Source organism: Promicromonospora alba (genome assembly GCF_042654905.1).
Lineage (GTDB): Bacteria > Actinomycetota > Actinomycetes > Actinomycetales > Cellulomonadaceae > Promicromonospora > Promicromonospora alba.
Map to the genome: position 1 here is coordinate 898,887 of NZ_JBHSFI010000004.1, position 23,150 is coordinate 922,036.

General features: G+C 70.3%; 26 protein-coding genes and 1 riboswitch. Of the genes, 17 read left to right on the forward strand and 9 right to left on the reverse strand.

From position 1 onward, the window contains the following. Positions 1 to 33: 33 nt before the first annotated feature. The 3 genes from ACFO6V_RS14935 to ACFO6V_RS14945 are packed head-to-tail and all read left to right on the forward strand — an operon-like array spanning position 34 to position 2,346. A complete protein-coding gene (locus ACFO6V_RS14935; protein ID WP_377136574.1) occupies positions 34 to 1,410 on the forward strand; it encodes an AAA family ATPase in 1,377 nt (458 codons plus the stop codon). Between the two features lie 58 nt (positions 1,411 to 1,468). Continuing rightward, on the forward strand, positions 1,469 to 1,981 hold the full coding sequence (locus ACFO6V_RS14940) for an RloB family protein (protein ID WP_377136575.1): 513 nt from the start codon (positions 1,469 to 1,471) through the stop codon (positions 1,979 to 1,981). Between the two features lie 32 nt (positions 1,982 to 2,013). Then, complete coding sequence (locus ACFO6V_RS14945) at positions 2,014 to 2,346, forward strand: TfoX/Sxy family protein (protein WP_377136576.1); 333 nt, start codon at positions 2,014 to 2,016, stop codon at positions 2,344 to 2,346. An 82-nt stretch (positions 2,347 to 2,428) separates the two neighbouring features. Here ACFO6V_RS14945 and ACFO6V_RS14950 read toward each other — a convergent pair whose 3' ends face one another. Beyond that, complete coding sequence (locus tag ACFO6V_RS14950) at positions 2,429 to 3,838, reverse strand: aminotransferase-like domain-containing protein (RefSeq protein WP_377136577.1); 1,410 nt, start codon at positions 3,836 to 3,838, stop codon at positions 2,429 to 2,431. Here ACFO6V_RS14950 and ACFO6V_RS14955 point away from each other — a divergent pair. From ACFO6V_RS14955 to ACFO6V_RS14975, 5 genes are all read left to right on the forward strand, one after another. Continuing rightward, a complete protein-coding gene (locus ACFO6V_RS14955) occupies positions 3,837 to 4,757 on the forward strand; it encodes a DMT family transporter (protein ID WP_377136578.1) in 921 nt (306 codons plus the stop codon). The two genes, ACFO6V_RS14950 and ACFO6V_RS14955, sit on opposite strands and share 2 nt — an antisense overlap. Positions 4,758 to 4,831: 74 nt before the next feature. Beyond that, positions 4,832 to 5,194 carry a DUF3817 domain-containing protein gene (locus ACFO6V_RS14960; protein ID WP_377136579.1) on the forward strand — a complete coding sequence of 121 codons (363 nt, stop codon included), beginning with the start codon at positions 4,832 to 4,834 and terminating at the stop codon, positions 5,192 to 5,194. Between the two features lie 97 nt (positions 5,195 to 5,291). Next, positions 5,292 to 5,813: a VOC family protein gene (locus tag ACFO6V_RS14965; RefSeq protein WP_377136580.1), complete on the forward strand. Its 522-nt coding sequence runs from the start codon at positions 5,292 to 5,294 to the stop codon at positions 5,811 to 5,813. 40 nt (positions 5,814 to 5,853) lie between these two features. Beyond that, a complete protein-coding gene (locus ACFO6V_RS14970) occupies positions 5,854 to 6,672 on the forward strand; it encodes a MerR family transcriptional regulator (protein WP_377136581.1) in 819 nt (272 codons plus the stop codon). 442 nt (positions 6,673 to 7,114) lie between these two features. Then, positions 7,115 to 7,618, forward strand: a complete 504-nt coding sequence (locus ACFO6V_RS14975) for an FBP domain-containing protein (protein ID WP_377136582.1) — start codon at positions 7,115 to 7,117, stop codon at positions 7,616 to 7,618. A 93-nt stretch (positions 7,619 to 7,711) separates the two neighbouring features. Here the strand turns inward: ACFO6V_RS14975 and ACFO6V_RS14980 are convergent, their stop codons facing one another. Then, a complete protein-coding gene (locus tag ACFO6V_RS14980) occupies positions 7,712 to 7,969 on the reverse strand; it encodes a hypothetical protein (protein WP_377136583.1) in 258 nt (85 codons plus the stop codon). 80 nt (positions 7,970 to 8,049) lie between these two features. Between ACFO6V_RS14980 and ACFO6V_RS14985 the strand changes: the two genes are divergently transcribed. Further along, positions 8,050 to 8,568 carry a mycothiol transferase gene (locus ACFO6V_RS14985; protein WP_377136584.1) on the forward strand — a complete coding sequence of 173 codons (519 nt, stop codon included), beginning with the start codon at positions 8,050 to 8,052 and terminating at the stop codon, positions 8,566 to 8,568. Then, positions 8,565 to 9,299, forward strand: coding sequence for a GH25 family lysozyme (locus ACFO6V_RS14990; RefSeq protein WP_377136585.1), 735 nt, complete (start codon positions 8,565 to 8,567; stop codon positions 9,297 to 9,299). Before ACFO6V_RS14985 ends, ACFO6V_RS14990 begins: the two co-directional genes overlap by 4 nt. A 63-nt stretch (positions 9,300 to 9,362) precedes the next feature. Here the strand turns inward: ACFO6V_RS14990 and ACFO6V_RS14995 are convergent, their stop codons facing one another. Together ACFO6V_RS14995 and ACFO6V_RS15000 are read right to left on the reverse strand one after the other, a co-directional pair. After that, positions 9,363 to 9,881, reverse strand: coding sequence for a GNAT family N-acetyltransferase (locus ACFO6V_RS14995; protein ID WP_377136586.1), 519 nt, complete (start codon positions 9,879 to 9,881; stop codon positions 9,363 to 9,365). 80 nt (positions 9,882 to 9,961) lie between these two features. Then, positions 9,962 to 11,071: a DNA glycosylase AlkZ-like family protein gene (locus ACFO6V_RS15000; RefSeq protein WP_377136587.1), complete on the reverse strand. Its 1,110-nt coding sequence runs from the start codon at positions 11,069 to 11,071 to the stop codon at positions 9,962 to 9,964. An 80-nt stretch (positions 11,072 to 11,151) separates the two neighbouring features. Here ACFO6V_RS15000 and ACFO6V_RS15005 point away from each other — a divergent pair, with 80 nt between their 5' ends. From ACFO6V_RS15005 to ACFO6V_RS15020, 4 genes are all read left to right on the forward strand, one after another. Next, a complete protein-coding gene (locus tag ACFO6V_RS15005) occupies positions 11,152 to 11,775 on the forward strand; it encodes a SigE family RNA polymerase sigma factor (protein WP_377136588.1) in 624 nt (207 codons plus the stop codon). Next, a complete protein-coding gene (locus ACFO6V_RS15010; protein WP_377136589.1) occupies positions 11,772 to 12,908 on the forward strand; it encodes a PASTA domain-containing protein in 1,137 nt (378 codons plus the stop codon). Before ACFO6V_RS15005 ends, ACFO6V_RS15010 begins: the two co-directional genes overlap by 4 nt. A gap of 66 nt (positions 12,909 to 12,974) precedes the next feature. Beyond that, entirely contained in the window at positions 12,975 to 13,421 is a 447-nt protein-coding gene (locus ACFO6V_RS15015; RefSeq protein WP_377136590.1) for an SRPBCC family protein, read from the forward strand. Positions 13,422 to 13,766: 345 nt separating this feature from the next. Beyond that, positions 13,767 to 14,417: a C40 family peptidase gene (locus ACFO6V_RS15020; protein ID WP_377136591.1), complete on the forward strand. Its 651-nt coding sequence runs from the start codon at positions 13,767 to 13,769 to the stop codon at positions 14,415 to 14,417. A 90-nt stretch (positions 14,418 to 14,507) separates the two neighbouring features. Here ACFO6V_RS15020 and ACFO6V_RS15025 read toward each other — a convergent pair whose 3' ends face one another. Together ACFO6V_RS15025 and ACFO6V_RS15030 are read right to left on the reverse strand one after the other, a co-directional pair. Further along, complete coding sequence (locus ACFO6V_RS15025; RefSeq protein WP_377136592.1) at positions 14,508 to 15,569, reverse strand: S8 family serine peptidase; 1,062 nt, start codon at positions 15,567 to 15,569, stop codon at positions 14,508 to 14,510. Positions 15,570 to 15,715: 146 nt separating this feature from the next. Further along, entirely contained in the window at positions 15,716 to 16,474 is a 759-nt protein-coding gene (locus ACFO6V_RS15030; protein ID WP_377136593.1) for a hypothetical protein, read from the reverse strand. 300 nt (positions 16,475 to 16,774) lie between these two features. Next, positions 16,775 to 16,972: riboswitch (cyclic di-AMP (ydaO/yuaA leader) on the forward strand. A gap of 2 nt (positions 16,973 to 16,974) precedes the next feature. On the opposite strand from ACFO6V_RS15030, the gene ACFO6V_RS15035 reads away from it, so the two are divergent. Beyond that, the gene (locus tag ACFO6V_RS15035; RefSeq protein ID WP_377136594.1) at positions 16,975 to 17,709 is read left to right on the forward strand and encodes a C40 family peptidase; all 735 of its coding nucleotides are present in this window, start codon (positions 16,975 to 16,977) and stop codon (positions 17,707 to 17,709) included. A 190-nt stretch (positions 17,710 to 17,899) separates the two neighbouring features. Here ACFO6V_RS15035 and ACFO6V_RS15040 read toward each other — a convergent pair whose 3' ends face one another. Together ACFO6V_RS15040 and ACFO6V_RS15045 are read right to left on the reverse strand one after the other, a co-directional pair. Beyond that, the gene (locus ACFO6V_RS15040; protein ID WP_377136595.1) at positions 17,900 to 18,829 is read right to left on the reverse strand and encodes a hypothetical protein; all 930 of its coding nucleotides are present in this window, start codon (positions 18,827 to 18,829) and stop codon (positions 17,900 to 17,902) included. Continuing rightward, positions 18,826 to 19,092 (reverse strand): GlsB/YeaQ/YmgE family stress response membrane protein, encoded by a 267-nt coding sequence (locus ACFO6V_RS15045; protein WP_116673091.1) that lies wholly within the window; start codon positions 19,090 to 19,092, stop codon positions 18,826 to 18,828. Before ACFO6V_RS15045 ends, ACFO6V_RS15040 begins: the two co-directional genes overlap by 4 nt. Positions 19,093 to 19,300: 208 nt before the next feature. Here ACFO6V_RS15045 and ACFO6V_RS15050 point away from each other — a divergent pair, with 208 nt between their 5' ends. Then, entirely contained in the window at positions 19,301 to 20,143 is an 843-nt protein-coding gene (locus ACFO6V_RS15050; protein ID WP_377136596.1) for an ion transporter, read from the forward strand. On the opposite strand, the gene ACFO6V_RS15055 is transcribed toward ACFO6V_RS15050, so the two are convergent. Next, positions 20,140 to 22,098, reverse strand: a complete 1,959-nt coding sequence (locus ACFO6V_RS15055) for a class I tRNA ligase family protein (RefSeq protein WP_377136597.1) — start codon at positions 22,096 to 22,098, stop codon at positions 20,140 to 20,142. The genes ACFO6V_RS15050 and ACFO6V_RS15055 overlap by 4 nt on opposite strands. Before the next feature lie 612 nt (positions 22,099 to 22,710). Between ACFO6V_RS15055 and ACFO6V_RS15060 the strand changes: the two genes are divergently transcribed. Further along, positions 22,711 to 22,932, forward strand: coding sequence for a hypothetical protein (locus ACFO6V_RS15060; RefSeq protein WP_116673088.1), 222 nt, complete (start codon positions 22,711 to 22,713; stop codon positions 22,930 to 22,932). The last annotated feature ends 218 nt before the right edge of the window (positions 22,933 to 23,150 follow it).

Below are 23,150 nucleotides of genomic sequence, written 5' to 3' on the forward strand. Positions count from 1 at the left end.
CCAGATCGGCGAGAAAAATGCGATAGTGAGTGCATGATCCTTCTGCGTTTCCGGGTCGAGAACCATCGGAGCCTCCGCGACGAGGCGGTGCTGTCGCTCGTCCGGCCCTCGATGACCACGCTCCATCCCAAGGACGGGGATTGGCTCGGGGCCACGACGCGGGTAGCCGGGATCTACGGTGCGAATGCGTCCGGCAAGTCGACTGTCGTGGATGCGCTGAAGTTCTTCCGCGCGATGGTCATGAACTCCGCGACGTCATGGAGCCTGAACAACAAGCTGCCGCAGCAGCCCTTCCTGCTCGACCCCGAGACCAAGGACTCCCAGTCAGGCTACGCAGTCGATTTCGTTCTCAACGACATGCGCTACCAGTACGGGTTCGTGATCGACCAGGATGCCGTCCACCAGGAGTGGCTCTTCGACTACCCGAGCACGAAGCATCGCGTTCTGTTCGAGCGGGAAGGGCACGAGTTCAAGTTCGGCCGTGCACTTCTCGGCGCTCCCCGAACACACGCGTCGGCGACTCGTCACCGAGAGCTCTTCCTGTCGAAGGCCAGGTCAAACGGGCACGAACTTCTCGGCACCCTCTGGTCCGCGCTCGTCGATCGTGTCGTCATCGCCGACTTCTCGGAGCAGGACCGAGGTCTGCGCCTCGATGAGATCACCAAGGGAATCACGCACGGGGTCATCGACCTCAACGACGTGATCACGCTCCTGCGGGTCGCCGACATCGGGATAGCTGATGTCGTTATCGACGAGCTGGAGCTGCCCACCGGTGCCGAGCTCGGGAAGCTGATGGTCGCGCACTACCTGGCCGAATTCGGCAAGGACCCAGTGGACTCCCAGTTCGGCATCGTCCCGAGCAAACGCATAGACGACAGCCCTTCGAGCGTGACAGCACGAAGAGAAGTTGAGCTGGTCCAGAGAGCGCTCATGTTTCGTCACCTCGGCCACAGCGGCACGTTTCCGCTGCCTCTCGACGCGCAGAGCACCGGGACGCTCTCCTGGCTCACTCTCGCTCTACCGGCGCTCACGATCCTGCGCCAGGGGGGCCTCCTCGTAGTGGACGAGATCGACGCCAGCCTGCATCCTCAGCTCTCGCAGGTGATCCTCCGCATGTTCAAGGACCCCGACTACAACCGCACCGGTGCCCAGCTCGTCTTCACAACACACGACACCTTCCTCCTGTCCGCCCAGTCGGACTCGATGCTCACTCCCGAGGAAACCTGGTTCACGGAGAAGGGCCGTGACGGGGCCACTTCGCTCTTCTCACTGGCGGACTTCCCGACCCGGGCAGACCAGAACTTCGCGAAGCGCTACCTCGACGGCCGCTACGGCGCGATCCCCCGCACTGCGCGGTCCTTCCTGGCAACCCTCCTTGACGCCGAGCCAAGGGAAACAGCGGATGCGTAAGGGCGGTTCGGTCCGCAGGAGCCGGCCCAGCCGTCAGGAGAACAAGAAGCTCCTGATAGTGACCGAAGGCGAGATCACCGAGGTCCAGTACGTGCAGGGGCTTGTCCAGCACCTGCGGACTGCTGGCGTCACGGTGGTCCCCTGCGCCGTTCAGAGCGGTGGCGGGGAACCGTCCCGTGTTCTCGCGAAGGCCCGCGATCTCGCCTCGCAGAGCGACTACGAGGCGGTGTGGCTCGTCGTCGACGTTGACGAACACGCGTCGCTGGACGACGTCCTGCGCAAATGCACGACGGGCGGCGAAACGGTCGTGGTGTCGAACCCACAGTTCGAGGTGTGGTTGCTGTGGCACTTCGCGAGTACCGGAGCACCACAGACCACCGCCTCACTCAAGAAGGAGCTCCGACGCCACGGGTTCGTCGGGAAACACCTCCCGGCTTCGTTCCCGTTCGAGCGCGTCGATCAAGCCGTCACCATGGCCACGCACAAGGACAGGCCGATGTCCCGGAACTCACGTGGCCCGAATCCGTCGAGCGCGATGCCCCACCTGGTCGATGCGCTGCGTCGGGCCTAGGTGCTCGATGGGGTCGGCGTAGCCTCGTTCACATGGCATACGACCTGGCTCTCGCGGACGAGATCCGGAGCGTGCTGGACGGCGCGCCCGAGGTCACCGAGCGGCGCATGTTCGGCGGACTGTCGTTCATGATCAACGGCAACCTCGCCGTGGCGGTGCGCGGCTCGGAAGGAATCCTGGTCCGTGTCGGGCCCGACGCCGCCGAGGAGCTGGAGCGCACCACCGCCGCCACGCGCGCCGTGATGGGCGCGCGAGTCATGGCCGGCTGGCTGGCGATCGGGCCCGACGGTCTCGGCACCGAGGAGGAGCTGGCCCGCTGGGTGCGGCGCGGCGTGGACCACGCCGGTTCGCTGCCGCCGAAGTAGACGCCGGCCACCGATGACCATGCACCTGCTGCCAAAGAACGACTCTGCGTGGCAGCAGGTGCATGGTCCACGGGAGAAGCATTCAGCCCTGGCGCGCCAGCATCTCCCCGATCACACGTGCGCCCTCCGGGAAGGCCCCGGGATTCGGCCCGGAATAGTTGAGTCGCAGATAGGCACCGGTCGGTTCGGCTGGAAACCACTCGTTGCCCGCGGCCACGATGACGCCGGCCGTCTCGCAGTCCCGGACCAGGCGCGCGACGTCGGTGGTGTCCGGGAGCCGCACCCAGAGGTTCAGGCCGCCCTGCGGCACCACCTCGACCCGGGCAGCCGGCGCGTGCTCCCGGAGCGCGCCGAGCAGCAGGTCCCGCCGGGCCACGAGCTGCTGGCGCAGGCCGCGCAGGTGGGTGCGCCAGGCGGGCTGGGTCACGACGTCCAGGGCTACGGCCTGCAGCATGCCGCTCACATACATGGCCTCTGCCTGCGCGTCCGCGAGGATGCGTTCGCGGGCCGGGCCTCTGGCGACGAGCCCTGCGACGCGCACCGCCGGCGAGACGCTCTTGGCCAGCGAGCGCAGGTAGACCACGTGCCCACCGTCGTCGCGGGCGGCGAGGGGGACGACCTCGTGGTTCATCCCGAAGTCGTGCGCCCAGTCGTCCTCGATCACGAAGGCGCCGTGCTCGCGGGCCAGGCGCAGCACCTCGTCGGACAGGCCGGGCGACCAGCGAGCGCCGGTCGGGTTGGCGTAGCTCGGCTGCGCGTAGAAGGCGCGCGCCCCGGTCCGGTCGAAGGCACGTGCGAGCTCGTCAGGGTCCGGGCCGTGCGGGCCGCTGGGCACCGGTACGAGCTGCACGCCTACCTGCTCGGCGGCGAGGATCGCGCCCCAGTAGGTCGGCGACTCGACGAGGAGCGGCCGGCCGGCGCCTGCGAGCGCACGGAACACCGTGCTGAGGCTGGACTGGCTCCCTGGGAAGACGACGACGTCGCTCGGCGTCGGCGGAGCGATCCCGGCGGGCGCCGCGCTGCCCAGCTCGGCGGCGAACCACGCCTGCAGCTCGGGCAGCCCTGCGGCGGGTGAGCTGGTGACGGCGGCGTCGCTGCGGGCGGCCCTGGTGAACGCGGACCGCACCAGGCGTTCGGGCAGCAGCTCGCGGTCCGGATAGCCGGAGTGCAGTGCTATCACGTCGTTCGGGGCGGTGTGCAGGGCCCGGGAGAGCTGCTGTACCGGTCTGGTCCGCGGGCCGAGTGCCGCCGTCTGCCAGCCGAAGTCATGGGGACGCGGCACACGCACCGCCCGGACGAACGTGCCGACACCCGGCCGCGTCTCCACCACACCCTGCGCAGCGAGGGTGTGCAGCGCCTTCTGCACCGTGACAGGACTCGCCCCGTACTGCGCCACGAGCGCCCGGCTGGAGGGCAGACGGGCCTCCGGTGCAGCGGCGGCGATCCACTCGTGCAGGCCGGCAACGATGCGTGCACTGCTATCGTCATACATGACAGCCAACAGTAGCGCTACTCTCCAGACTGCACTGCCGCTACCCACAGCGCGGGCCGGCCTCTGGTGGGGCCTCCTCGGGGTCGCGGCCTTCTCGCTCACGGTCCCCTTCACCCGCATGGTGGTCGACGGCGGGGGCATGTCACCGCTGTTCGTGTCCTGCGGCCGGGCCGTCGTCGCGGCGGCGCTCGCGGCAGTCGCCCTGGGGGTCACCCGGCAGCGCCGGCCCCGGGGCGGGCAGTGGGCGCGGCTCGCGATCGTCGCGGGCGGCGTCGTGTTCGGCTTCCCGGTGCTCACCTCGTTCGCGCTCGCGACGGCGTCGGCGAGCCACAGCGTCGTCGTCATCGCGGTGCTGCCGGCGGTGACGGCGGTACTGGTGGTGCTGCGTGTGCGCGAGCGACCGCGGGCATCGTTCTGGGTGACGGCGGCGCTGGGCGCGGTAGCGGCGGTCGGCTTCGCCGCCGTGCAGGGCGGCGGGCTCGGCGGGCTGCACGGTGCGGACCTGCTGCTCATCGGCGCCGTCGTCGCGTGCGGTTTCGGCTATGCGGAGGGCGGGCTGCTCGCCCGCGAGCTCGGCGCCTGGCAGACCATCTCGTGGGCGCTGGTGCTGGCCGCGGTCCCGATGGCCTTGCTCACCGGTGTCTCGCTGGTGCAGGACCCGCCGACGGGTACCCCGCTCGACTGGGCGCTGTTCGGCTACCTCGGGGTGGTGAGCATGTTCCTGGGCTTCTTCGCCTGGTACCGCGGCCTCGCGATCGGTCCGATGGCGCAGGTCAGCCAGGTCCAGCTGGTCCAGCCGGTGCTCAGCATCTGCTGGGCCGCGCTGCTCCTGCACGAGCAGCTGACCTGGGCGACCGTGCTCGGCGGGGCGGCGGTCATCGCCTGCGCGGGCACGGCTGTCCGGTCCCGACTGCGGTAGCCGGGCGGCGCGGAGCACCGTCCGCCGTCGGGCAGACTGAGGGGACTCACCGCCTCGCCTCCGGAAGGTTCCGCATGCCCGCGATGTCCCGTCTCGGCCGCCTGTTCGCCATCGTCGCCTGGATCGAGGCGTTCACCTGGGCCGGGCTCCTGGTCGGCATGTTCCTCAAGTACGTCACGGAGACCACCGAGGCGGGGGTGTGGCTGTTCGGCCGCCTCCACGGCGGTGCGTTCGTGCTGTTCGTCGGGGTCACGCTGTTCGTGGCGATCAAGCTGCGCTGGGGCTGGTTCCGCACGCTCGTGGCCCTCGCCGCGTCCGTCCCGCCGCTGACCACCCTGCTCGCCGAGTGGTGGCTCAAGCGGACCGGCCACCTCACCGACCCGGCCGACCGCGAGACGGCGGCACCGACGGCGGCCGAGCTGGAGCCCACCCGCTAGTCCCAGGCAGGGCCGGCTCGCGGCTCGCGGCTCGCGGCTCGCACGAGATTCCGTACGGGCTTGAACCTCACGCCACGTGAGGGGTGACGCTGGCTTCATGACCGATACATATCCTGCTTTCGACATGGGCCCCGTGCCCCTTCCCGCGCTGGATGCCGAGCCTGCCGAGCTGTTCCGGGGCATCTACGGCATGCCGATGTTCGTGAACGTGCCCACCCTGGACATGGCCGCTTCCGTCGAGTTCTGGACGCGCGGCCTCGGCTTCTTCGAGTTCTTCGCGGCTCCGGGCCGGGTCACCCATCTGCGTCGCTGGGCGTTCCAGGACGTCCTGCTCGTCCCGACGGAGGACCCGGCGGCCGTCCTGGCCGACCCCCCGGCAATGACGGTGACCTTCTCGTGCGTGCTGAGCCAGGTGGACCAGATCGCGACGGCCTGCGCGGAGCTGGTGCCTGGGAGCATCACCGGTCCGCGTCGGACGCCGTGGAACACCATCGACCTGGAAGTGGTCACGCCGGAGAACGTGCGGGTGATCATGACCGCCGCCCGGCCCTACGACCCGGCCAGCGCCGAGGCCCAGAGCCTGCGCGACGAGCTGGGCATCGAGGGACCCTCGGCGTGAGGCCGTCCCGGTGACCGTAACGGCTGCGAGACTTGCCGTGATGACGCACCGGAGCAAGGCTGACGCGGTGCCGCCGGACGGGCTTACCGTCGGCGGCGCCGCGTCCGTCGTGGGCGTCACCGTCCGGACGCTGCACCACTGGGACGAGGTGGGGCTGGCCGGCCCGTCCCAGCGCACGTCCGGCGGGCACCGGCTCTACGACGCCGCAGACGTCGCCCGACTCCACCGGGTCCGCCTCTACCGCGAGCTCGGTGTCCCCCTCGCCGAGATCGCGCAGCTGCTCGACGCGCCGACCGCGGACGCGGAGGAGTCGTTGACGAGGCAGCGGGACCAGGTGCGGGAGCACATCGCACGCCTGGAACGTTCGGCGGACGCCCTGGACCGGCTGATCGAGGCCCGCCGCTCCGGCATCCTGCTCCCGCACGACGAACAGGTGGCCATCTTCGGCACGACCTGGCAGCCGTCCCGGCAGCTCGAGGCCAGGGAACGCTGGGGCGACAGCGAGCAGTGGGCGCAGTACGCCGAACGAGCAGCGGACCGGAGCCCCGAGGACTGGCGACGCATCATGGCGGACCTCGAGGTGCTGCACGCCGACCTGGCCAAGGCTCTCCGCGACGGCGTGCTGCCGGGAAGCGGCCGGGCGAACGCCCTGGCCGAGCGGCACCGCGCATCGATGAGCGCCTACTTCGACTGCACGCACTCGATGCACGTCCTCGTGGCCCGCTCCTACGCCGAGGACCCAGGCTTCCGTTCCTTCTACGACGACATCGAGCAGGGCCTCGCCGAATGGCTCCGCGACGTCGTGGACGCCAACGCCCTGGCCCACGGTGTCGACCCGGAGACCGCCACCTGGACATGAGCCGGGTCCGCGCGGAGCGGCGCGTACGCGGCGGGCGCGGGCCGTCCGCCTGTGGCAAAAAGCACGTGTACCGCGCAGGGTCCGTGTCGTAGCATCGACGGGTCGGCTGTGCGGCGATCTTGCCCGGCCGGCCTCAGGGATCACACGAGGAGCGAGAGATGCGGGTATTCACCGCGGGATGCGGGGCGGCCGTCGCGGCCTGCTCGGGCAGTTCCCGGACCCGCGTCACGACTCTCTGAACAAACCACGGCAGCACACCGCGCCGACCGCTTCGGCGGTCAGGCGGGTTGTCGCGGACGTCGGAGGGCGGGCGCGGCGTCGTCCCCTGCCCTGCCGCCTGCCGGCCCGGTGACCGAACGAATCGGTGACCGAGGCGTTGTCGCGCTCCTCGCGACGGCCGATGCCGGCCGGTGGCCTCCGAACGACCGGAAGCCGATACCCCATGAATCCTCTGACCGAGAAGCAGATCCGCGCGTCCTTCCTGAACGCGAGCAAGCGGGAGGCCGCCCAGGCCACCCTGCCCGACCTCGACGCGCTCGACTGGGAGCGCCTCGACTACCTCGGGTGGCACGACCGCAAGGCGCCGCTGTCCGCCTACGTGGTGCTCGAGCTCGACGGCGAACCGACCGGAGTGCTGCTGCGCTCTGCCGAGGCCAAGTCGAGCAAGCGCACCAAGGGCGTGTGCGCCTGGTGCGAGGACGTCGTCGTCACCGACGACGTCTCCCTGTACGTCGCCCGCAGGGGCGGGGCCTCGGGGCGCAACGGGAACACGATAGGCACCCTGATCTGCACCGAGTTCGGCTGCTCGCGGAACGTGCGGCGCATGCCGACGTTCACCGAGGCGGGCAACGACCCGGCCATGCGTGAGCTGATCACCGACCGGCGCATCCTGGGTCTGCGCGAGCGGGCCGCACGGTTCGTCGCAGAGGTCGGCAGCACGCGCTGACGAAAGCGTCGGGCGCACAGGTCCCGTAGGCCTGTGCGTCCGACATGCGCGGATGCGGACGGTCGGACGGCGCCGGGGCGCACCACCGCCGGTTCATGCGGCCGAACCGGCCCCGGTCCGCAGGCGCGCGGCGGCCGCGACCGCTGCCTCGCACCAGACGACGGCCGGCCGGTCGACGGCGCCGTGCACCACTATCTGGCGGCACAGCTCGCCCAGGCCCTCGGTCGCCGCCCGCTCCGCGTCGACGCCCGGGTACATCCGGCGCACGGAGAAGACGACGGCGCGGCGGTGCGCCGCCCACTCCGAGGGGTTCGAGGCGAGGCCGTAGGTCCTGCTCCTGGTCTGCTTCATGCACTACAGACGCACCAGAGGCACGGATGTCACAGCACTTTCGCGACCAGGTTGTCAGTGCCTCGAAGTAGCCTCACCCCGTGCCCCTCTCCGACCGCGAGCCACGCCTCGACACCGCCGACCCGGCCGCCCTGTTCACCGCCTACCTGGACTACTACCGGCACGCCGTGGACCGCAAGCTGCGCAGCCTGTCGGACGCCGACCTGCGCGCCTCCAGGCTCCCGTCCGGCTGGTCGCCGCTCGAGCTGCTGATCCACCTGGTCCACATGGAGCGGCGCTGGTTCCGGTGGGGCTTCCTGGCGGAGCCGGTGGACCACCCGTGGGGTGACCACGCGGCCGAGGACCCGGACGGACCGTGGGCAGTGCCCGACGGCGTCGGCCTGGAGGAGCTGCTCGAGGCGCTGCACGCGGGCGGCACAGTGACCGGCGAGGTGCTCGCGTCGCACTCGATGGACGAGCACGGTGCGGTAAACGGCCGGTTCACCGAGGACCCGCCGACGCTCGCCTGGATCTGCTTCCACGTGCTGCAGGAGTACGCCCGCCACGCGGGCCACCTGGACGTCTCCGCCGAGCTGGCGGGCGGTGCGACCGGCGAATGAGCAGACGCACAGCTCTGTGGACGACGTCGGCGGTCGTCGCCGTTCTCGCCGTGCTCGGCCTGCTCGTGGCGAACGGCGTCGTCTGGCCCAACCGGATCCTCGCCGCGCGGTACGACGTGCGAGGGGTGGACGTCGCGCACTACCAGGGGCAGATCGACTGGGACGTGCTGGCCGCACAAGACCTCGACTTCGCGTGGATCAAGGCCACCGAGGGCGCCTCGCACACCGACCCGCGGTTCGCCGAGAACTGGGCGGCCGCCACACGGACCGACCTGCTCGTCGGGGCGTACCACTTCATGAGCTTCGAGAGCTCGGGAGCCGACCAGGCCGCGCAACTCGCCGCCGAGGTCCCGGCGACCCCTGGCACTCTCCCGCCCGTGATCGACCTCGAGTTCTACGGCTCGTACTTCCAGAACCACCCGACGCCGGACGAGGTGCACGCGATCCTGGACCCGCTGGTCGCCGGGATCGAGGAGCACTACGGCGCAGCCCCGATCGTGTACGCGACGGAGGAGGCCTACGACCTCTACCTGGCGGGCCGCTACCCGGACCTGCCCGTCTGGATCCGGTCGGTCGCGTGGGCGCCCGGGCTGTCCGACGGTCGTGAGTGGACGGTCTGGCAGTACTCGAACCGCGACCGGCTACCCGGCTACGACGGCGTCGAGCCGTACATCGACATGAACGTGTTCGCGGGCACGCGCGCGGAGCTCGAGGCGCTCACCCAGGACTGAGTCGCCGGCTACGTCGTGTCAGGGCCGGTCGTATCAGGGCCGGTCACGTCGGGACAGGTCCCGTCAGGGCAGCGAGATGGTGCCGACCAGGACACCGCCGCTGTCCACCACCTGGAAACCGATGCGCTCCAGGGACTTCCGCACGATCGCCGACCGCGCGGTCGTCCGCGCCACCAGGCGCTTCGCGTCCATGGTCTGTGCCGCGGCGAACGCCCAGTAGGCCACCTCGCCGGAGATGCCCTGACCGCGGTACGACTGGCCGAGCCAGAGGCCGACCTCCCGTGCGGCCGGATCGCCGTCGACCAGGGCCAGGCGCGCGGCCCCCACGATCCTGCCTCTGGCCTTGACCGCCCAGGTCACCTCGGGAACCGGGGAGTGCGGGTTCACGCGGCACCGGCGGTGGTACTCCCTGAACGCACCCTTGCGCAGGTCGGTCCAGGTCGTGCGGGGTTCGGTGGTCGACTCGCCCGAGGCGGGCGGCATGACCTCGCCGGGCAGGGCCTCGGCAACGGCCAGAGCCAGGAGGCCTTCGAGCACTTCCTCGTCCACGGGAACCAGGTCGACCATCATCTGCGACGTCACCTCGCGGATGATAGTCGCATTTCGGACTTGATGGGACTGGTGAAACTTTCAACCACCTGACTGTGAGTCAGGAGAGACGCCTATGCCTCCCTGGCGTAGTCGATCCGGCTCAGCCCCAACCACGAGGCGAGCAGCTCCACCTCGGCATGCACCGCGTCCATGGTGGCCCCGTCGAACGGCAGGTCCTCGTGCACCGCGAACACGTTCAGTACGCCCGCCTTGCGGTCCGCCTTCGCGTCGAGCTTTCCCACGAACCGTTCCCCGTGCAGGATCGGCAGGGCGAAGTAGCCCCAGCGGCGCTTGCCCTTCGGCTTGTACATCTCGAGCGTGTACTCGTAGCCGAAGAGGTCGAGGAGCCGGGGCCGATCGGCGGCCATCGCGTCGAACGGGGACAGCAGCGCGGTCCGGGGCTCGAACTCGTCGTCCACCCGCTCGAGCAGCTCGGGATCGGCGCGCCACTCGCCGTCGACCCCCTCGATCTCGACGATCTCGCCGGGCATGTCCACCCACCAGCAGCCGTCGCCCGAACGGCCCTGCACCCGCTTGCGGGAGATGCCCTCGGCTGCCAGGCGTCGTGCCACCCGCTCCTGGACCGCCTCCTCCAGCGGCACCGCGTCGACCTGTGGATAGACCCGCTCCGCCAGGTCCCACAGGCGCTGCCTGCCTTGACGCCCCACCATCGCGAGCTTGCCCTGCATGTTCAGCGCCTCGAGCATCTCGGCCACGCTGCGGCGGCTGCTCCATCCCTCGGCGCCCCAGGTGTACGGCACCCGGGCGGTGTCCGGCACGTCCTTGGCGAGCACGGGCCCGTCCGCCTCCACCAGCGCCAGCACCTCGCGCTCGAACTCGGCGTTGTCGGCGAGCCACTGCCGCATGGTCTCGTTCTGAGGCCAGCGCGCCATCTGCTCCAGGTACAGGGGCAGGTCGACCATCGACCGTACGGTGCCACGCAGCTGGAACAGCATGCGGTCGGAGATCGCGTCGTCGACCGCGCCCTGCCAGTACTCGTTGCCGAGCCGCGACCAGGCGACGAGGTCCACCGCGGGCGCCACCGCCGACGTCGGGTCCACCGAGAGGAACGTCAGGTCCTCCACCAGGTGCACGAGGTCCACCGGTCGGCGGGCGTCGAGCAGCTGGGCGCGCAGCGCGATGCGCCGGCCCTGCTGCGCCGTGAGCCGATGCGTAGCCATGCCGCGAGGATACGGAAGGGCACCGACAATCTCCCGAGCGGCCGACTCAACCTTTCGTGGTGCTGGACCGTGAAGGAGGCATGAGCATGCCAATGGTCGCGGGGCGTTCGAGCCCCGACAAGGTTCAGGCGATCGACGTGGTCGTGGTGGGGGACAAGGAGGCCGAGTTCGCCGGCTTCATGGCGCGGTCAGCCCCGGCTCTCGCCCGCACCGCCTGGCTGCTGTGCGGCGATACGCACGTCGCCGAGGAGCTGGTGCAGCAGGCCCTGATGAAGACGTACCTGGCCTGGCCGAAGGCACGGCGAGGCGAGCCGCTCGCGTATGCCCGCCGGATCCTGGCCAACGCGCGGATAGATACGTGGCGCAGACACCGGCGGGAGGTGCTCATGGCCTCCGACACGCTGCCCGACCGGTCGGGCGGCGGCCCCAGCTCGGCCGACCGGCACGCCGAGCGGGACCGCCTGAGCCGCGCCCTGCTGACGCTTCCCACCAAGCAGCGCCGGATCGTGGTGCTCCGGCATCTCGACGGCCTGACGGAGCGTGAGGTCGCCGACGCGACGGGCGTCTCCGTCGGCACCGTGAAGTCCACCGCGTCACGCGGCCTCGCCCGCCTCCGGGAGCTCCTCCAGGCGGAGGACCTGGCAGACGCCGCACCCACCGCAGCAACCACCACGAGCACCACCCACGAGAGGAGCGCGTCATGAACGACGACGAGCAGTTCGCGCAGAGCCTGCGCACCCAGGCCACTCGGGTCGCACCCCAGATCGACGTCGACGTCACGCGCGTCGTCCCCGCTGCCCGACGGCGGCGGGCCGCTCGGGTAGGCGGCGTCACCCTGGCCATGGGGCTGGCGCTCGGCGGCGGAGCCTGGGCGGCCACCACGATGGAGCCCCCGGGAACCGCCCTGCCCGGTGGTTCGATGGCGATGGCGGTGGAGCCGTCGCCGGAGCCGAGCGGCCCGCCTGTCACGTCGAGCGAGGGCGACCGGCTGACCGACGCCCCCGACAACCTGCCCGGGGGTCCGGTCGTTCCTCCGGAGGACTGGCGGGATGCGACGTACTTCCATGTGGTGACCCGCAACGAATCGGCGAAGCAGGGCGAGGAGGTCGACGGTTACACGCCGCTGGGCATCGAGCGCTGGTACGGGGACGGCGTGAACTTCGAGCTCCGCAGCTCCGGCCCGGCGCTGCGCGACGTGACCGGCTACCTCGGTATGGAAGGCGCAGAACCCATCAGCTTCACCTGGGCAGAGATTGCGGCGCTGCCCACCGAGCCGGCGGCTCTGCACGACGCGTTGCTCGACACGTTCGAGCCCACGGGCATGGCCGAGGATGCGGCGCTCAACGGCACGGCCAGGCTGATCACTGATGCGCCGGCCCCACCGGAGGTGCGCGCTGCGGCATGGGAGCTGCTCACGAGCCTGTCCGCCGTCGACGTGGAGCAGGACGTCCAGGACTCGGAGGGCCGCACAGGCACCGCCGCGACGTTCGAGCTGTGGGACCGGACCACCACGGTGATCTACGACGAGGGGCAGAACCTCCCGCTCGAGTCGGAGGAGTCGATAGGCAAGATGCACTCCCTCGAGACGTTCCTCAGGACGGAGTTCGTGCCCCTGCCCGACGAGGTCGCCGACAGTGCCATCGAGATCCCGGACTTCACCGGGATGACCCGCGAGGACGCCGAGGTCGCCTGCCTGGCCAAGCACCTCGCCTGCACGTTCGAGGACACCGAGTCGGACACCGTGCCGGCGGGGACGGTCGTCTCGTCGGACCCGCAGGCCGGCGCTCTGGTCAGCTGGGGAGCCCCGGTCACGCTCCTGCTCTCCACGGGTTCCTGACCTGGTAGCTCGCCACGGGCCCCAGGCCACGCCCGATGCTCTCGAGCCCGGCGTAGCCTGGGGCCCGTGGCCCATGCCTACCGCACCAGCACCCGGGTAGAGGCGCCCGCCGACGTCGTCTGGCAGGTGCTGTCCGACGTCGAGCGCATGCCTGCCTGGACCGGCTCCATGACCAGCGTGACGATCCTGGGCACCGAGACGGCCATCGCCGTCGGCTCCCGTGTCGAGCTGACGCAGCCCGGCCTGCCACCTGCGGTCTGGGAGGTGGACAGCCTCACCGAGGGCGACGGCTTCTCCTGGTCGAGCAGCACCCCGGGCGTGCGGTCGGGGGTGGCCCACCGGATCGCGCCGGTGTCCGACGCCGCGTGCGAGCTCACGCTGGCGGTCGCGCAGAGCGGGATGCTCGCCGGGCTGACCAACCTCGCCCTCGGCTCGCGCGCACGGGAGCTCGTGGACGCCGAGCTGGCCGATCTGAAGACCGAGGCGGAGCGTCGAGCCCTGGAAAAGCGCTGACCCATCACCGCAGATCGGCGTGTCGCATTGTTTCTCGCGCGGATTTTCCATGTCGCCTCAAGGCCATATCAGTCAAAAGAATGGCTCTTACGCTGGGAAAAGACGACTGTCGAAAAGTTACCCACGTTTCGCACGCCTTGGTACTTCACGACAAGTGTTATCTGATCGAGACAGAGTGATGACCCGTATGTAGCGTCGGATCCGTTGTGCCACCGGAGGCACAATCGCGAGCCCCATTCCCCAGATCGGTACGGGCCCGCGAAACCGGCGACTTGGAGAACTTCGGTGAGTACCACCGTCCGACGCGGTCGACACCGCGCCGTTCACGCTCCTAGCACTCCCCTGATGACCGTGACCCGTAGTGCCGCCCGCTCGGGTGCGCTGATCGCGGCATCGTCCGGACTTCTCGCGACGGCGTTCGCACCCAGCGCACACGCCGTCATGGGAGACGGTTCGAACCGCCTGGCAAACAAAGAGCTGGCCGCAGCGCCGGCCGTGCAGGTAGCGACCGACGCGAAGCTCAACATCGAGAGCAAGGCCGTCAAGGTCACCCCCGCTCCCGAGCCAGAACCCGCCGTGGAGACCGCCACCGAGCCGGAGGCGGTGACGGAGGCCGCGGCCGAGAAGGTCGAGCCGGCCACCCCGGACTACGCGTCCGACGGCTCCATCGGCGCACAGGCCGTCGCGATCGCCATGCAGTACATCGGTATCGCCTACACGTACGGCGGCGAGTCGCCGGGGTCGGGCTTCGACTGCTCCGGGCTGATCAAGTACGTGTACGCCCAGCTCGGCGTCGACCTGCCGCACTCGTCGTCGTCCATGGTGGCAGCGGGCTACCAGGTCACGTCGCCGATCCCCGGCGACATCGTGTGGACCCAGGGCCACGTCTCCCTCTACGCGGGCGACGGCATGGTCGTCGAGGCCGCCAACTACGGCACGCCCGTACGCCACACGGCCCAGTGGCAGGACTACGCGGTCTACATCCGCCCCTACTGACCTGATCCGCGAAGTAGAGCGCCTGTCCGAGTCTCCCTGGTATCGCCTGGGAGACTCGGACAGGCGCTCTACTTCGGCAGTCGGGTCAGGTCAGTACGCGACCGCCGCGGCCGCGTCGACGATGCCGTACCCGTACAGCGGGGTCCACACACCGACGAGGCCCAGGAGCGGGTCGCGGGCGGTGCCGAGGATCGCGCTCTCGACCTCTGCCATCGGCCGGCCCTGGCCGTAGAGCAGCGCCGCGACGCCGGCCACGTGCGGCGTCGCCATCGACGTGCCCGCGTAGGCGTCGTAGCTGCCGCCTGCGCACGTATCCGAGCCCGTGCCCACGGGCACCGTGGACCAGACGTCGCCGTCGCACCCGTTCAGGCCACCCGCGCCGCCGGGCGCCGAGACGCTCTTCAGGTCGAGCTTGATCGGGAGTTCCGAGTAGTAGGCATGGAGGCGCGCCGAGTCCGTGGCCCCCACACAGATGGCCGCGCTGTTGAAGGCCGGGTCGGTGCACAGCGGCGTCGACGAGTTGCCTGCCGCCGCGACCGTGAGCACCCCCCGCTCGCGGGCGTACGCGATGGCGTCGCGCATCAGGGTGTCGAGGCCGATGATCGTCAGCAGCTGCCCGCCCGGGGCCGAACCCAGGGAGAGGTTGATGACGTCGGCGCCGTTGTCGGCGGCCCACCGGATCCCGTCCGCGATGTCCTGCGACGAGCCCGAACCGGCCTCGAGAACCTTGACCGGGAGGACCTTGGCGCCCGGGGCCACACCCACGACGCCTATGCCGTTGTCGGCCGCGGCGGCGACGATGCCTGCCACGTGCGTGCCGTGCTCGTCCCCGTCGTTCTGGCCGTCGGGGCCCCTGAAGTCCCCGTCGCCGCACGGGCGGACGTCCGCGCAGCCGGAGAAGGTGGCACCCGGCAGGAGCTGGCCGGCGAGGTCCGGCTGGTCGAAGTCGACGCCCGTGTCGACGACGGCCACCACCGCACCCTCACCCGTGCCGGCCGGCCAGGCGGCCTCGGCGTTGATCTGGTCCAGGCCCCACTGCTTGTCCCGGAGGGGGTCGTTGGTGGCGGCCTGCGCACCGGGTGCCACGGCGACGAGCACCGCCACGGTGAACGCCGCGGAGGTGGCGGCGCCGACGAGTGACTTCCTGTTCATGTGTGCCCCCATGTGTTCGCTCGCGGGCCGGATACCCCCGAACTGGGACAAACCTATGGGGACCGGACAAGCGTCGAACAGGGTCGGAGACGCACGGCGGGTGAAAATTTACACGCCCGCAACCAGCAGGAACGCGCGCTGCCGCCTCAGGCCCAGGCCTCGGACAGCTCGCCCTCGTCCGCCGCCTCCCGGGAGAGCCGGAGCGCTGCGATCGCCGCACCGAGCAGCAGGGCGACCACCCAGGCGCCCAGCTGGTGCACGTCGGGCACCATCGCCGCCGAGGCGAGCTCGTGTGCCACGATCGCCGCCGCGGACAGCGGGTTCTCCGTGAGCGCTGAGCCCGGCCAGATGTTCTCCTGGACGGCCAGGAGGGCCGGCCCTGCTGCCTGCAGCACCCACACGATGCCCGCGGTCGGCAGCCAGCCCAGAAGCTCGAGCGGCCGACTGTCCACCGCCAGGCCGAACGCGATACCGAGCGCCACCGCGAAGATCCACCACGTTCCGGTGGGAGACACCAGGTTGCCCGGCACCAGACCCCACAGCCAGCCGTCCAGGAGCACGACAGGCAGGGCCAGGGCGGGCCCACGCAGGACGGCCGGGCCCAGGGCCACCAGGAGGCCGGCCGCCAGCCCTACGAGCCCGGCAGCGACGGTGACGACGAGCATCCCGAGCGGTGCGGCATCACCGGGAGCGCTGCTTCGGATCGCGAGCAGGTACGAGGCACCGCCCGCTGCGGACATGGCGAGCAAGGTGCCCGTCGTCGCGGCAGCCGCGCCCGCCCTCGCCGAAGCCGGAATGCCCGCCGTGACGCCGCCGAGCAGGCCGCCGATCAGCGCCATGACGACCAGACCGACCACTGCGTCGTCGGCGGTGAACGGCAGCGGCAGGAATCCGGTGGAACGCACTGCCGAGGCCTCAGTAAGGCCTATGACCTCGTACAACGCCTGCAGGAGCCAAGGCAGAAACCCGCACACCCACCAGACGACGGCACTGATGGGAAGCACCCACCAGGCGGAGACGCGATATGCGCTTTCACCCATGCCGCCGAACGGTAGCCGATGTATGTGATGTCGGTCATAGCCCATGAAGACCGGAACGGCGCAAATCTGCGCCTTCTGCGGGTGAGACCGGAATGCGTAACCCGATCGTGACTTTTCTGGGGAAGGTGTGTACTTTGACTTCTGCCCCACCACATCGGCGGGGCCGTGAACCGGACGCCGAATCCTGTCACCGGTTCATGACCAGACGTTCGAGACAGGAGCGGGGGACCCACCTTCCCGGGCGACAGCACCATCGTCGCCCTCGGGGTGAAGCCGGACGGAACCCCCCAGTAGCCGTGCGGCCGGGTGTGTACTCCTACCCGAACCCGACAGCTGACCTCGCAGGCGGTACAGGAGACATTTAGGTGACGAACTCCATTCGCGGACGGCATCGTGACAGCCGTCCGGCCATGACGCCGCTGACCATCCTTGCTCGTACCGCCACAGAGAACGCAGGCACCGTAGCCCGCCGAGGAGCCATCGCCGCAGCAGCCGGTGGCGTCCTGATCTCGACCATCGCGACGACGGCCCACGCGGCCCCCGCCATGGATCTGAAGACCGACGTGAAGTCCGCCAAGCTGAACACGGTCGACCTGCGCTCCCTGACCGCGGTGGCCAAGCAGGCAGTTGCCGCGGCCCCGACCGTCACGGTCCCGTCCGACGCGAAGATGCCGATCGAGATGGAAGCCCTGGGCACCTCGTCGGACGCCGACGGCAAGAAGGGCGACGGCCCCGCCGTGGTCTCGGTCGACGCGCCGGACCCGGTACCGCTCGGCGAGCAGGCCATCAACGTCGCCTTCAACTACCTCGGCATCACGTACGTGCTGGGCGGTAACTCGCCGGCCGAGGGCATGGACTGCTCCGGCCTCATCCAGTACGTGTACGCGCAGCTCGGCGTGAACCTGCCGCACTCGTCCGGCGCGATGCTCAGCTCCGGCTACCAGGTCACCTACCCGGAGCCCGGCGACATCGTCTGGACGCCCGGCCACGTGGCCCTCTACGCGGGCGACGGCATGATCATCGAGGCGTGGGCCGCCGGCATGCCGGTGCGCTACACCGAGATGTGGCAGAACAGCCCGACGTTCATCCGCGTCGTCTGAGCCGTAGGTGCAGCGCAGGGTGCGGGCCGAGGAACGAGGCACGCGCCCGGAGCGGAACCGCAGGCTCAGGCGACACAGATAGAGCCTGAACTACCGCAGTACATCGAATGCAGCACATCGCGAGGCGTCGCCTCCGCGCCGGGTTTCCGCCCGACGCCGGAGGCGGCGCCTCTCGCGTGTCCGGGGTCGTTCACTCCGGCCAGTCGCAGTAGTCCGCGACGAAGGAGTAGAGGTCAGAACGCGCGGTGTCGGGCATCGGCACGTAGACCGGCTCCTGCCGGACGCCGCCGACGCGTGCGGAGACCGGCAGGAACGTGCCCCGCTTGTCCTCAGCCACCGCATGGACGTCGCAGCGGGCGGGCACCACGGCGAGGACCACCTCGCCGGACTCCTGCCCCGCCAGGTCCCGGCCGGCCCAGCCCGAAGCGTGTCCACCCGGGTCCGCATTGCTCATCAGGGTCGTCTCGGCGATCCGGTCGAGGGTGACCTCCGGGCCGCCGTCGACCCGCTCGATCCGCAGGGTGACCAGAGCGGTCAGCTCACCGTCGCGGGTCTCGACGGGGACGTCGGCATCGACAGCGAGGCCGGCGCCGGCCGCTACGGCCGCTGCCGAGCAGTCCACCGTGTGGTTCCGGGCGAGGTGCCCTACGGGATCGCTTACCTCGTCCACGGGGATGTCGGTCGCCGGACCCAGGTCGTCGCCCTCGCCGAGGGCAAGCGTGATCGTGGCGGACGGCGCAGCATCCTCCTCCGCCGCCAGGTCCCCACACCTCGCCTCGCCCAGCCCCACGTAGACAGCGCGCGTGGCGCCGGGCCGCAGCACGAGCGTGCGCCCCTCCTTGGTGGGGTGTGACGGCCCGAACTGCTCGGTCCGCAGGGCCCCCGACAGGAGCGTCATCGTCTCGTCGGAGTCGTTGGTGACCTCGAGCCGGATCTCCCGCTCGGCGTACTGCTCGCGGCCCTGCGCCACCTCGACGCTGAGGTGGGAGGCGACGTCGTCGGGCACCGGGCCCTTCGCGGACGACGGCGCGCCGCCGCCCGTACACGCGACCGCGGCCGCGCCGACCACCGACGTCAGAAGGACGAGGATGGCGACGCGGCCGCGGTGTGCTGCGATCAAGCGGTCTTGCGGCGGCCGAAGATCGCCTGGACGATCAGGATCACGATGATCGCGCCGATCACCGAGAAGAGCCAGCTCTCCCAGGACCAGAACTCGTCCAGGCTGACGTTGAAGATGAGCCCGCCGAGCCAGCCGCCGAGCATGGCGCCGAGCACACCGAGGAGCAGCGTGAGCCAGAAGCCACCCGGCTGCTTACCCGGGATGACGATACGGGCGATCACGCCGGCGATCAGCCCAAGGATGAGAAACGCAAAGAAACCCATGATGTGTTTCCTCCAGAGTGGTGTGGCTTGCTTGCGACTACCTCAGCACTGTTCGGGCCGACTTGCCACCGGACCCGCCGAATCAGTCCCAAATCGGGACATTGCACGCAGCAAACCGAGGCGGACGCCCGCGCTACAGTTCGGCCGGGCAAGGGCCTGAGGCAGGACCGGAGCAAGGACTCCGGGCACGTACAGCAAGGGAGACCGCATGAACCAGGCGATCGGCACACCGGCCGAGCCACGGATCGAACCACGCACCTGGCGGGGGCGGCTCCGCGCGTTCCTCGACCAGAGGTGGTTCGTCAACCTCGTCCTCGTCGTGATCCTGGCAAACGCCCTGATCCTGGGCGCGGAGACCATGGTGAGCGGAGCCGCGCTCGACATCCTGATGGGCATCGACCACACCATGCTCGGCTTCTTCGTGGTCGAGCTGCTCCTGCGAATCGTCGCCCACGGCCGCAAGTTCTTCCGCGACCCGTGGAACCTGTTCGACCTCGCCGTCGTCGGCATCGCGGTGCTCCCGGCCAGCGAGTCCCTGTCCGCCCTGCGTGCCCTGCGGGTGCTCCGCGTGCTGCGCGTGATCACGGTGGTGCCGTCACTGCGCCGCGTGGTCGACGGCCTGCTGCGGGCCGTGCCGGGCATGGGCGCGGTGGGCGCCCTGCTCGTGCTGGTCATCTACGTGGCGGCGGTGATCGCGACAGGCCTCTTCTCCACGGCCGCGCCCGAGTACTTCGGGCACCTGGGGACCTCGCTGTTCACGCTGTTCCAGGCGATGACCGGCGAGGCCTGGCCCGAGATCGCCCGCGCGGTGATGGTGGCCCACCCGTGGGCATGGGTCTTCTTCGTGCTCTACATCCTGGTGGTCAGCTTCGCGGTGCTGAACCTGTTCATCGCCGTGATCGTCAACGGCATGGAGGAGATCTCCGAGGAGGAGCGTAAGGACGACGAGCAGAAGGACGAGCGGCTCGACAACCTGGCCGCGCAGAACCGGGAGATCCTCGCCGAGCTTCGCTCGCTGCGCGCGAAGCTCGACCAGGGTGGCACCGCCTAGGCCAGCACGACGCTGACCAGGTGCGGCGGCCGCACCACTACCCGCCGCACCGCCCGGTCACCGACTGCCCGGGCGACGGCCGGCCGGGCCAGGGCCGCCCGCTCCAGGTCCGCCGCCGCGACGTCGGCGGGCACCGGCAGCCGGTCGCGCACCTTGCCGTCCACCTGGACCACCGCCTCCACCACCGTCGTCACCAGCAGTGCCGGATCCACCGTCGGCCACGGCTGCGCCGCTACCGGCGTCGTGTGCCCCAGCCGTTCCCACAGCTCCTGGGCGTTCTGCGGGGCGAACAGACTCAGCAGCACGGCCACTGCCTCGACCGCCTCGCGGTAGGTCTCCCCGGGCTGCCCCGTCCCGCCGTCCGACGACGCCCGCCGCACCGCGCCCACCAGCTCCATCAGCCGGGCGATCGCCACGTTGAACCGTCCCGCCTCGACCAGCCCGTCGACGTCGTGCACCGTGCGATGCACCGCCGTGCGCAGGGCGCCGGGGCCGTCTGCGACGACCGTGTCCGCCGTTGGTTGAACTTGTCGAGACCTGGGTCTCGACAAGCTCGACCAACGATGTGCCGGGTCCGAGGCGTCGGGGACCAGGCGCAGCACCCGGGCCAGGAACTTCCGCATCGCCTCGGGCGAGACGTCCGCCCAGTCGACGTCGTCCTCCGGTGGACCCGAGAACAGCATCGCCAGCCGGACGGCGTCCACCCCGTGCCGGTCCAGCTCCGCCGCCAGGTCCACGCCGTTGCCCAGCGACTTGCTCATCGCCTTGCCATGGTTGACCACCTGACCCTGGTTCATCAGCCGCGCGTACGGTTCGGGCGAGGGCACCAGGCCCATGTCGTACAGCACCTTGGTGACGAACCGCGCGTACAGCAGGTGCATCGTCGCGTGCTCCACCCCGCCCACGTACAGCGCGGCGGGCATCCAGCGCGCGGCGTCCTCCGGGCGGAACGGTCCGCCGTCGTAACCCGGGGACAGGTAGCGCAGGAAGTACCAGGACGAGTCCACGAAGGTGTCCATCGTGTCGGTGTCCCGTTCGGCCGGGCCGCCGCACCGCGGACACGTCGTCCGTACCCAGTCGCGTGCTCCGGCCAGGGGCGAGACGTCGCCGGTGACCAGCTGGTCGCCCTCCAGATGGGGCAGCTCGACGGGCAGCTGGTCGTCCGGCACCACCACCTCGCCGCACCCAGGGCAGTGCACCACGGGGATGGGCGCGCCCCAGTAGCGCTGCCGGGACACCAGCCAGTCGTGCAGGCGGTAGGTCGTGCCGTCCGGGCCGTCCTGTCTGCCGATCCAGTTGCGCTGCATGGTCAGCACGTGCGGCGGCCAGCCCGGCTCCAGCAGCTCCATGTCGTCCAGCAGGCGGTCCGCGTACGCAGTGATCCGGAAGAACCACTGCGTCAGCGTGCGGGCGACGACGACGGTGCCGCAGCGCTCGCACGCGCCGTCGACCACCTGCTCGTTGGCCAGCACCGTGCGGTCCTTCGGGCACCAGTTCACCTCTGCCGCCGCCCGGTAGGCCAGCCCCCGCTCGTGCAGCCGGGCGAACAGCCACTGGGTCCAGCGGTAGTACTCCGGCTCGTGGGTGTGCAGGCGGCGCGACCAGTCGAACGAGACGCCGTAGCGCCGGATCGACGCCGCCTGGGTGGCGATGTTCGCCTCCGTGTACGCGGCCGGGTGCTCACCACGGCGGATCGCCGCGTTCTCGGCGGGCAGGCCGAACGAGTCCCAGCCGACGGGATTGAGCACGTCGAAGCCCTTGGCCCGCCAGTACCGCGCCACGACGTCGGTGATCGCGAACACCTCGGCGTGGCCCATGTGCAGGTCGCCGGAGGGGTACGGGAACATCGTCAGCAGGTACCGCCGAGGGCGGGAACCGTCGTCGGACGCCTCGTACAGGCGGTCCTGCGCCGAGCCCTCGTCGGCCGGTCGGGGGGTGGGGTACGTCGCGCTCATCGCTGTCGCTCTCCGGTGCGTCGATCGGGTCCGGGCACGAAAAAGCCCCTCGCAAGGAGGGGCGGCCGCACCGGGTGTGCCCGATCGAGGGGCTGGTCCGGTGCGGCTAGGTAAGCAGCGAGCGTGCAGTGCGCATGCGGCAACGATACGTGCGCCCGTCGAGCCGGGTAAAGGAAACTTCGGGCAGGACACCGCCCCTGGTCGCCCACAGGCACGAGCGCCGGGTCGGTCCGCCGCCAGCGAGGTCCGAGCCGGCGCTCGCGCCGTGGGGCGAGAGCGCATGGTTCGGGGTGCGAGGGGTGCGCCCCGAACCATGGCTCCCGTCCGACGCGTCGTAGCTCGGCCCGCCCCCAGCGAGGTCCGAACTTCGTCCGCGTCGCAGCTAAGACGCGCGGCTGCCCCGTAAGTCACAGCACTTCTTGATGCGATCGCATGTGGCCTGGGTCACAGACCCTGCCGGACGGCGGTACGTGGCGCGCAGACCGCCCGCAGAACCGCCGTTTCGGGCGTCCGCTTCGACCCCAGACAGGGCCGAAACGGATGTCTCGGGAGAAATCGAAGAAAAATCCCGGAAGTGCTGTGACATCTCCGCGCCTCGAGCGTCTGAGCTGCATGGAACACACCGAGCACCCCGAACTCGTTCGTCTGGGCGCCCAATACCTGCGCGCGTATGCGGAGGGCGACGCCGTCAACCTCTACCGTCTCGCGGACGCGTGGGGGGCGAGCGACCTGATCGCCGCGACCTGTGAGGTCGCGCTGGCGGTCATCCACGCGACGTCGGGGCCGCAGGGCCTCGACGTCGTGTCGACGACGTTCGCGACCAACCGGAGGTGAGCACCGATGAACAGGACAGAGCCCGCAGCCGAAGAACCCGAACACTTGCGCGGAAACAGAGTTGTGGTGCGATCATTGGCCAGCGCAACAAATCCGGACACTATGCGCAGAGGGGGGCAAGAGCGCGTGACCACGACTGGTGACCTGCGGATTGACGACTGGATGGTGCATCGCTCCAACGTCGTACGCTCGGTCGCCGCACGCGTGCCCGGCATCGA